Annotated in this window: 11 protein-coding genes and 1 pseudogene; all 12 read right to left on the reverse strand. The window is 41.4% G+C overall.

The window, feature by feature from the left end:
• Nucleotides 1-10: 10 nt before the first annotated feature.
• Nucleotides 11-397, reverse strand: a complete 387-nt coding sequence (locus UB32_RS13405) for a TIGR02530 family flagellar biosynthesis protein (protein ID WP_044394461.1) — start codon at nt 395-397, stop codon at nt 11-13.
• Nucleotides 398-413: 16 nt separating this feature from the next.
• Nucleotides 414-1,043, reverse strand: coding sequence for a flagellar hook assembly protein FlgD (gene flgD / locus UB32_RS13410; protein WP_044394462.1), 630 nt, complete (start codon nt 1,041-1,043; stop codon nt 414-416).
• A 10-nt stretch (nt 1,044-1,053) separates the two neighbouring features.
• Nucleotides 1,054-2,298, reverse strand: coding sequence for a flagellar hook-length control protein FliK (locus UB32_RS13415; protein WP_044394463.1), 1,245 nt, complete (start codon nt 2,296-2,298; stop codon nt 1,054-1,056).
• Between the two features lie 29 nt (nt 2,299-2,327).
• On the reverse strand, nt 2,328-2,930 hold the full coding sequence (locus UB32_RS13420) for a MotE family protein (RefSeq protein WP_044394464.1): 603 nt from the start codon (nt 2,928-2,930) through the stop codon (nt 2,328-2,330).
• 4 nt (nt 2,931-2,934) lie between these two features.
• Nucleotides 2,935-3,381 carry a flagellar export protein FliJ gene (fliJ, locus tag UB32_RS13425; protein ID WP_044394465.1) on the reverse strand — a complete coding sequence of 149 codons (447 nt, stop codon included), beginning with the start codon at nt 3,379-3,381 and terminating at the stop codon, nt 2,935-2,937.
• Nucleotides 3,382-3,388: 7 nt separating this feature from the next.
• On the reverse strand, nt 3,389-4,702 hold the full coding sequence (fliI, locus tag UB32_RS13430; RefSeq protein WP_044394466.1) for a flagellar protein export ATPase FliI: 1,314 nt from the start codon (nt 4,700-4,702) through the stop codon (nt 3,389-3,391).
• Nucleotides 4,699-5,469: a flagellar assembly protein FliH gene (gene fliH / locus UB32_RS13435; RefSeq protein ID WP_044394467.1), complete on the reverse strand. Its 771-nt coding sequence runs from the start codon at nt 5,467-5,469 to the stop codon at nt 4,699-4,701. Before fliH ends, fliI begins: the two co-directional genes overlap by 4 nt.
• Entirely contained in the window at nt 5,462-6,475 is a 1,014-nt protein-coding gene (fliG, locus tag UB32_RS13440; protein ID WP_044394468.1) for a flagellar motor switch protein FliG, read from the reverse strand. Before fliG ends, fliH begins: the two co-directional genes overlap by 8 nt.
• A 12-nt stretch (nt 6,476-6,487) precedes the next feature.
• Nucleotides 6,488-8,080, reverse strand: a pseudogene (fliF, locus tag UB32_RS13445) (flagellar basal-body MS-ring/collar protein FliF).
• Between the two features lie 69 nt (nt 8,081-8,149).
• Entirely contained in the window at nt 8,150-8,428 is a 279-nt protein-coding gene (gene fliE, locus UB32_RS13450; protein WP_241768508.1) for a flagellar hook-basal body complex protein FliE, read from the reverse strand.
• Between the two features lie 45 nt (nt 8,429-8,473).
• The gene (gene flgC, locus UB32_RS13455; protein ID WP_044394469.1) at nt 8,474-8,923 is read right to left on the reverse strand and encodes a flagellar basal body rod protein FlgC; all 450 of its coding nucleotides are present in this window, start codon (nt 8,921-8,923) and stop codon (nt 8,474-8,476) included.
• Between the two features lie 2 nt (nt 8,924-8,925).
• The gene (flgB, locus tag UB32_RS13460; protein WP_044394470.1) at nt 8,926-9,321 is read right to left on the reverse strand and encodes a flagellar basal body rod protein FlgB; all 396 of its coding nucleotides are present in this window, start codon (nt 9,319-9,321) and stop codon (nt 8,926-8,928) included.
• Nucleotides 9,322-9,988: the final 667 nt, after the last annotated feature.

A 9,988-nucleotide genomic window follows, 5' to 3' on the forward strand; every position in this document is an offset into this window, starting at 1 on the left:
TGTTTAAAATTTAATTTTCCATTACAATCGTTCCATTTATATTGGTGAAAATTTGCTCTGTTGCCTCCTGCCTTCCCATCGCAGTAATAACGGTGTTGTTTTTCGCACTGACAATCAATGCTGCATCTTTCAGCAGGACAAGCGAATCATTCACGCCTTTGGCCTTAGCCTGGCTGACTTTTTCCTCAATCCTGTTCCAGCGCTCCGTGGATATATTAATTCCACGCTGCTCCAGTCTTTCAGTTGCATGCTTACTGATCGTAAGACCAGTCTTTGATTGAAGGGCCGATTGCAACTGTAAGGAAAAAGCTGTTTGAGCTTTGCTGGTTTTCACAGGTTTTTGGTAAGATCTGTTAGCAGGCAGTGAATGAATGGGACGAAAATTCGTTTTATCCATTACTCCACTCCTAATCTCATTGAATTTTGGTGATTTGTGAAGATAGAATGCTTGTGTTATTCTCATCATCCAGCAAATAAGATGTTTTGCCATTTTTAAAGTAAACAGATTGGACATTTGCTGATTTCTCTTGTTCCTTTTCATCTAAATAGGTAATCGCTTTGCCAATCAGCATGCTCGCCTGCAGAAGGTGATTTTCACTTGAAACATCCTTGATTTGTGAGATATTTGCCGGTTCTAGCTCTGTACCGTCCTCCAGTAAAAACGTTACCACATCTTCCTTAAACTGGACGGATGCCACCCTTCCGCTTCCTTGTTCGACTGTCTCCTGCCCGTCGGTTGTTTCCACTTTATGCCATGTGATCTCCTTGCCCACGAACTGACTATAGGAAATCATTTTGTTTTGCTGTTCTGCCTGCACAAACCTGTCAATCGACTTTCCCATATTTGTGATTTGTTCAAGCGTAGAAAAGGTTGCCATTTGGGCAATAAAATCTTTATCCTCCATTGAATTCATCGGATCCTGATTCTGAAGCTGTGTCATCAGAATTTTCAAGAAATCATCTTTTCCAAGAATATCAGAACCTAATTTTCTGTCTTTTTGAAGATTCGATAGCAGATAAGAAGAATCAATTGAATTCACCATTTTTTTGCTCCTATACTTCAGTATTTAACAGGGCTTCCTCGAAGGTAAGCGTAAAGTTTCCGTTTTCTTCGTTTTGGTCTACTTCTCTTTTGTCAGGCTGTCTTTCTTGTTGTTGTTGGGAATCTCTATTCAGGAAACGCTCTTGCTGGCTCTGCTGCTGAGATACTTCGATTCTGTCGACTGCTAGGTTTTGGGCAGCAAAGGCCTGTTTTAGCCCATTAATTTGGGCTTCCAACGTTTCTTTTGCACTGCCGGAAGCAGTAATGATTCTGGCCATCATTGTCTCGTCTTTTTGGATTAACTCTACTCGAATGCTGCCAAGATGTTCTGGAAACAATTTAATAAATAGTTTTTGGGTTCCGCCGCTAGTCATAAATTGAGATTTTGCGAGAAGGGACTCAAATTGTTTCATTAATTGCTCTGCAGAAACAGGTCTTTCCGGACTATTCATCATCAAGGTCAGCTGTTCAGCTCGTGCCATTTGCGGGAGAAACGAAACAGACCCGGTTTGTCCATCGGTCTTACTAGCCGATCCTGTTTCTGTTAAACTAGTAGCTTCTGAGAAATGGCTGTTTTTTTCATGTAACAGGTTTAACTCCCTTGCTACCTGGGTAAAGCGATTTTGAATGGCATCATTTAGGCTACTTCGATTGTTCGTTTTTAAGAGGCTGGACAAACCTTCTTCCAGCTTCTGCATCGACTGCTTCAGTGAGGCTGCATGCTTAGATTGATAGCCATCGACTGACTTGGACATCAGCTCATACAGTTTGAGAGCTTTAATAGTCTCAAAATCATTGTTATCAAGCTTGGCAGCAAGTTCATTTTTGGGCAATTTCGCCATTTCAGCCAGGATAGCCGTAAGAGTCGTCAGCAATCCCTCTTCCGCTCGATTTTCTGAGTTTCCCTCATTGATCGGCCATTTCTGAACCAACAGCTGAACTTGGTCCATGCTGACTCCCAAATAGCTAAGCGCCTTGCCTAAAAGATTGTCTGAATCTGTCATCAATTTTTCCAACAGCTTTAGTCCATCCTCTAAATCCAACAGGTCGTCTTTGTTTAAAAACCCAGCCAATTCTGCAAGACTCTGCAATTCTTTCTTACCTTGGCCTAATGATTCCGCATTCTTTGCACTATTTGCTTCCAAAAGCACCGATGCCATCATTTCCGCAAAACCGCCTTTGATTTCGTTCTTGCCGGATACAGGTTGTTTCACGGCTGCGACACTAAGAACAGATCCAAGCGATCCAATTTCCATCTTTTCACCTCCTTTCAAAAAAATAACTGTTAATTGCTTCCCGCCTTGTTCGTTAATAATTGAGTGTAATTCGCAGCTACATCTGCCGGAAGCTTTTCCAGGATCGCTGCTAATGAATCCGTCTTGATATTCGTCAGGATTTTCATCGCTTCATCTGATTTCATTTTTGAAATAATCGATGCAGCGCTTTTAGCTGACATCGTTTCATACGTCTTGACGATTTCCTGGAAGGCTCGTTTATTCCCTTCCTTGATTGCTGTCAATTCTTCTATCTGCGCCTGAAGCTGGCCTTTCTCGAGTTCCATTCGTTTCAGATCGGTATCCTTGCTGTCTATTTCGGACTGAAGTTGTTTGAGTTTCGCATCACGGTCCGTGATCACGGCTTCCATACTCACTATCTGCTTTTGAAATTCCTCGACAGATGGCTGTTTATTTACTTTCACCATGGAGGAGAGGAATGGAACATTGCTGCCGAAATCCTTTGCCGTTTGTAAAATATTGACTCCAAGAAAAGAGAGGGCAACCAAAGCCACAACAATCGAAAATAAAACTGGGATAGCTACTACAAATATAAATTTTTGAAACTTGCTTCTCTCTTGCTGGTTGCCTTTTTCCTTCATGCTCTCCGCCATTGAATCACCTTATTTCCCGGTTCATGTATTGCTGAAGTGAGACTTCATCCATCATCCTGCTCTCGGCATATTTTTCATTCGCAAGAAACTGATGGTGGTCTTTCTGTTTGATTTTTTCAAACTTTTTAACTTCCTTGTTCTTTTCCATGAGCTGTATTTGCTGAAGGTTCATTCTATTTCTCGCGTTCATTACCACCTTTTGAAAATGGGCAATCGATTTGTCCAAATTGCCGATAAAAAGTTGATGGTGACGTATTTCCTGTACCGGTAAACCACCAAGAAGCCTGTCTGACTGAAAACTCTCAAGATCCTCTTTTTTCTTTAAAAGTTCATAAAGTTTTTCAGCTGCATCTTCAAAGTTTTTAACTGATTCTTCGTATACCGCTTGTGCCTCGTCCTTTTCTCTTGACTTGAGAGAAAGAATTTTATCAAATTTGTATTGGAAACGCATCGAACGATCAACCTTTCTTTACAAGCTTCCATAATGCTTCTACACTCTCATCAAATGAGACTTTTTCATTTGTGCTCTGCTTCAAGAAATCCAGTATAAGAGGGTATCTCATGACGGCTTCATCGATTGGAGCTGATGTTCCTTTCTTATATGCCCCAATATTAATTAAATCTTCAGCGTTCATATAAGTGCTTACTAATTCCCTCAATCTCTCTGCTGCCTGTAGATGTTCTGGGCTTACAATATTATTCATAACTCTGCTGATGCTTTTTAGGACATTCACTGCTGGATACTGACCTTTATTGGCCAAGTCCCGATCCATTACAAAATGACCATCTAGGATTCCTCGGACTGTATCTGCGATCGGCTCATTCATATCATCTCCATCAACAAGGACTGTGTAGAAGCCAGTGATTGACCCAAATTCATTGGTTCCTGTTCTTTCAAGAAGCCTGGAAAGGATCGCAAACACCGACGGAGTATAGCCTTTCGTCGTTGGAGGCTCGCCAACTGCAAGACCAACTTCCCGCTGGGCCATCGCCACTCGTGTAACGGAATCCATCATGAGCATGACATTAAGCCCTTTGTCGCGAAAGTATTCTGCAATTGCAGTTGCTGTATAGGCTCCTTTGATCCGCATCAATGCTGGCTGATCAGAAGTTGCCACAACGACAATCGAACGTTTTAAACCTTCTGGACCTAAATCTCGTTCGATAAACTCCCGTACTTCTCTTCCTCGTTCACCAATCAGTCCGATGACATTTAAGTCAGCGGTAGTGTTTCTCGCAATCATTCCCAGCAAGGTGCTTTTCCCTACCCCACTACCGGCAAATATTCCTACCCGTTGCCCATTGCCTACCGTCAGCAGACTATCAATCAATCTAACTCCCACTTCGATTGGTTCAGTGATTGGTGGCCTGCTCATAGGGTTAGGTGGATCTTGCTCTGTCAGAACCGAGGCAAGGCCTTTTGGGAGACTGGATTGATCCAATGGAACTCCCAAAGAGTCGACCACTTTCCCGATTAACCCCATTCCAGCTTTCACTTCTAATGGCTTCATGGTAGTTTCTACTAAACTCCCAGGAGAAATTTCATGAATCGAGGTATATGGCATAAGAATAATGCTTTCATCTTTAAAACCGACTACCTCTGCCTGGATTTTTCGTTTCCTTGCTGCGCCTACATGGATAAAACAAACATCTCCGATCGAGCTTTCCGGACCTTGAGATTCGATCATTAGACCGACTACCCGCTTCACCCTGCCGTAACGTTTGAAGCTATCTAATGAGTCTACATGATTCAATAAATCCCGAGCCTTCACTCTAGATCACTCTCCAAAATCTCAAACAGTTTCGTCTTAATTTCCTCCAATTGGCTATCCACACTGGCATCCATCCTGCCATTTTCTGATTCAATTATGCAGGAGGATTCGATCAGTCCATCATCTGGGTAGATGTAGAAGACTATCTCTTTTGGAAACATCGCGATTAATTCTTCTTTGTGGCTAAGCAATTCCTGATAATGATTAGGATGGACATGAAGCTGAATGTCCTTATAATCCCTTGCATTTTTCAACGCAGTTTTAACAAGCGGGAGGAAGCCTTCATCTGCTGTCAGTTTCTCTCCGATGATTTTGCCTGCGATTGTCACACCAAGGTCGAGAATTACTTTTTCTGATGAATCGATATGATTCTGGTAATCCTGTTTTGCGGCTTGCACGATTTGTTGGGCAAACATTATTGACTGTTGATATTCCTCGTATCCTTGATTTCTGCCGTCTTGATACCCTTGGTCAAAACCAGCCTGCCTGGATTCTTCCGCAAGAATCTGCTTTTGCTCCTCCCAATCCTGCCTTTCTAATTGAACTTGCTTCCTGGTGAATTCGGCTTCCTCTATCGCCTGCGAAACAATCCTTTTTGCTTCCATTTCAGCATCGTCCAGGATTCTCTTCCTCTCATCTTCTGTATGGGGGAATACAGAAGATGCCGTTTTTTCATCGGTAGAAGTATCTAGCATTCTAATGGAAATGACTTTCTTTTCTGGGGGCAAATCACTACTAGTAAACTGGGATTTAATTAGTCTAGACAATGATATCATCCCCTCCGCCGCGGGCAACGACGATTTCACCAGCTTCTTCCAGACGGCGAATGATGGCGACAATCCTTGATTGCGCCTCTTCGACATCACGCAGTCTTACAGGGCCCATGAATTCCATTTCTTCTTGGAAAGTTTCTACCATCCGTTTAGACATATTTTTATAGACGATTTCCTTCACTTCATCACTTGAGACTTTAAGAGCAAGCAAGAGATCCTCGTTTTCACAATCTCGGATTACTCGTTGGATTGCACGATTATCAAGAGTAACAATATCTTCAAATACGAACATCCGCTTTTTGATTTCCTCGGCAAGTTCAGGATCCTGGATTTCCAGTGAATCAAGAATTGTTCGTTCAGTTGCTCGGTCTACCCCGTTCAAGACATCCACTACCGCCTCGATTCCGCCTGTTTGCGTATAATCTTGAGTAACAGTAGCTGACAGTTTTCTTTCCAGAATTTGTTCCACTTCATTTATGATTTCAGGGGAAGTACTATCCATCACAGCAATTCGGCGGGCAATATCCGCTTGTACTTCCTGCGGCAATTCAGAAAGAATCTGTCCGGCCTGTGCTGAGTCCAAATAAGAGAGAACCAATGCGATTGTTTGCGGGTGCTCATTTTGGATAAAATTAAGAATCTGGCCAGGATCTGCTTTTCGGGCGAAATCAAACGGGCGTACTTGCAGGGATGAAGTCAATCTATTAATGATCACCGCTGCCTGATCGGTCCCTAATGCTTTTTCCAATACCGTTTTCGCATAGCCGATTCCACCTTGGGTAATATAGTCCTGTGCTAGCGCAATGCTATGAAACTCTTCAAGAATTTCTTCTTTTGCCAGAGAGTCCACTTTTTTTACACCTGATATTTCAAGTGTAAGCTTCTCGATTTCTTCTTCACTTAAATGCTTGTAAATGGAAGCAGAGACATCTGGTCCAAGCGAGATCAGGAGGATGGCTGCCTTCTGTTTTCCTGTTAATTCTTTTTGATCTTTCCTCATTGCTTGACCCCCCTAGTCCTCAGAAATCCATGTCCGTAATAGCTTCGCAAAATCCTCTGGCTTTTCTTTTGCCATTTTTTCGAGCTGCTTTTTCTTCATTGTACCTTCTGTTTCCAATTCCTTGTTTACATCAGGAACATGAATTGGTTCAAGCTGTTCTTCATAAACAAACTCTTCTTCTACTTTGTTCTTTCTTGCTCTTAAGAACAGAAGCAACAGGGTCACGATAGCCGCAAGCAACAATCCGCCGATAAGGTATACCCACCAAGGCAATTTTTGGACAACCTGTTGATCAAAAGCAATTTTCCCATTAAATGGCTGAACAGAGACGACTACCTTCTCCTTGATCAACTCATCTGTCAACGGTGTTCCAAGAACGTCTTTATCAATTGTCGTCCTTATAATCGTTCCGAGGATTTTGGTTATATCATCCCTCCTATCCTGAGGAAGAGAAGTTGGGTCATCAGGAGTCGGAGGTTCTACCATCACCTGAATGCCCAAATCCCTCACCTTGTAAGGACTCTCTGTGATTTCTTTTTTAATTCTATTTACTTCATTATTGATCGTTTCTTCTACTTTTTCATAATCTCCGTTCCCCGTCGCTCCCTCAAGATATTGGGAACCAGTCGTATCAGCAGGATTGCCTCCTGCTGGAACCCCTCCGGCCTGATTTGCGTTGCCAGTAAACGTCTCCGTAATCCGCTGTGCACTAATGGCGATGCCTTCCATATTTTCTTTATCAACGGGTTCAACAATGTTTTCTACCCTGTTTTCTTGGGTAAAATCAATATCAGCAGTTACTGAAACAACGACTTTATCATGACCCATAAGTGTTCCGAGCATGTTTTGGACTTGTCTTTGAACATCCCTTTCAATTTGTTGCTTTATTTCATGCTGTGAAGCAAATGTAGCACCACTGGAACTATTTTCATTTTTTAAATCAAAATACTCAAAAAACTGATTCATAATGACGATATTATCAGTAGGAAGATTGGGAACACTTTTTGCTACTAGATGGTAAAGAGCTGTAATTTGTTCTTCCTTGAATTGATAACCAGGACTCGTATTGAGGACGATGGATGCCGAAGCCGGTTCGGCATTATCACTTACAAATATTCCTTTTTCCGGAAGGTTTATCATTACTTTGGCGTCATTGACCCCATCGATTCCTTTCATCAAATTTGCCAATTCCGTCTGCATGGCTTCCAGCTTGAGCACATTGAACTCATTATCTGTCATGCCCATGCCTGCGTTCTGGCTAAAAAAGGAATAATCAATGCTTCCTGACTTTGGAATTCCTTCAGCAGCCAGTTCTACCTTCAGCGTATCGACTGACTATTCGGGAACCATGATGGTCTTTCCGTCATCCGTTATTTCTGATTTAATACCCCTGGCATCCAGACTTTGTTTGATTGTTCCTGTCTCGGCGGGTGTTAAATTGCTATAAAGTGGCACTAAGGAAGGCTTTGTTGAAAAAATAGCGGTGAGACCAGCAACGGCGAAAACAAAGAAAATAGATGCCAAAATACTTATTTTTTGTTTTCTGGTTCGCCCGAGCCAGAAATCCTTCATTGTATGTATATACTTTTGAACGGTTTCTTTCATTTCAATCCCCCGGTTATTATGTCTCTTCTTTTATACAGCTAATAACCGATTAGTTTTTAGCCAATAATATTAAACTTGCATTCTCATCATTTCTTGGTATGCTTCGATCACTTTGTTTCTGACTTCCAGGGTTCCCTGTAGGGTAATGCTTGCTTTTTGGCTTGCAATCATCACCTGATGAAGGTCAATATTTTCACCACGGGCTAACTTTTCGGTCAGCACATCAGATTGAAGCTGGGATTTATTTACATTTTCAATTGTTTGCTTAAGTACGGACGAAAAACTTTTCTGCGCTTCGTATGGTGTAGATGTGGGAGTAGGACCCTTTGTTTCAAACGGCTTGACCATTTGGGTTACTGAATTAATTCCGGCAGTATTCATTGCGTTCTCTCCTTACTTTCCAATTTCAAGTGCTTTCATCATCATTCCTTTAGAGGCGTTAAAAACTGTCACGTTTGCTTCATATGATCGAGTGGCACTTATTAAGTCGACCATCTCCCTTAATGGATCTACATTGGGATAGGCAACATAGCCATCCGCATCGGCATCGGGATGCTCTGGATCATAAACCATTTTGAGCGGATTTTCTCTGTCTTCAGCGATTCTTGTTACTTTCACTCCATTGCCAGCTCCGGAGCTGTCTGTATTTCCGATTGCTTTATTAAGAAATGAAGAGAAGCTGCCTTCCTTTGGCTCCATGACAACCATCTTCCGGCGATAAGGCTCTCCATTCACACCTCTTGTCGAATCAACATTGGCCATATTGGAGGAAATGACGTCCATTCTCAGACGCTGTGCTGTTAACGCAGATGCAGTCGTGTCCATGCTATGAAAGATTGTCATACTTACCTACCTCCCCTAATGACCGATTGGAGCGTATTGAATTTCCCATTGATCCTCTCAGTCACTGCATTATAGTAGATTTGATTTGTTGCCATATCGGCCATTTCTTTATCCAAATCAACGCTATTCCCATTTTCGTTATAATTAACGTTTTGTTTGTTAATGATGCCAGGCAAACGGCTTGGCCTGCTGAAGAAATCATAATGTCGCGAATCCGATTTATTCGCTTCAAAGGATTGTTCCATTACATCCTGGAATACCGCCTTGAATGACACATCCTTTGCTTTATAGTTCGGTGTATCAACATTAGCAATATTTTGCGAGATTACTTTCTGCTTTGCTGAAGAGTAGTCCAGCGCATGTTCGAGCGTCGATATTGTATTTGAAAACAAATTCATTTTTGCACCTCTCGTTTACAAAACAGGATTTTTTTTGCTGAATTTTGTAATTCTTTGGCGAATATCGTCAATCTACCCCTAATTGTAAAGAATCTGAAATAATATGTCTATGTAGTTTCCGTTAATTTTTATCATGCATAATGCTCATTTTATAAAACAGGATAAAAGACCTATACACCTACTTAACCTTAATGTAGTTATTTTACGCCTGTTTTTAGATTGTGTTTTTAGTATAACTAGGTAGAATGAATCAATCCGCATTCTTATATCCCTGTTTTTTTAGTCTACTTACCTATTTCTTTTTGCTTATTTTTTGCTTTTTTAGCTGGATATGTCTGCCTAATCGTTTTATTTTTTTGTAAATATAACGAAATATTTTTGTAACACTGATGCTTCTCTATTCATTCATTTTTAGGATAAATAAAACACCGAAATGAACGGAACTGGAAAAGTTACAAGAAAAACCGGGCAAACTGTGCCTGGTCCTTTTTTGGTTTGGATGATCATCGAGGCTGTTGATTGGTTTTCACTAAATCCATACAGGAAATTGGAAATCACAACTCCTCAAATATTATATGTTTCGTGGTTTTTTCCTAAAACGACTGCCATAAGGGCATCTTTCAAGTGGAATGATACCCTTATGCGAGCATTTCCACCTCCATAAGGG

The organism is Mesobacillus subterraneus (assembly GCF_000934845.1).
In the GTDB taxonomy this organism is placed as follows: Bacteria; Bacillota; Bacilli; order Bacillales; family Cytobacillaceae; genus Mesobacillus; species Mesobacillus stamsii.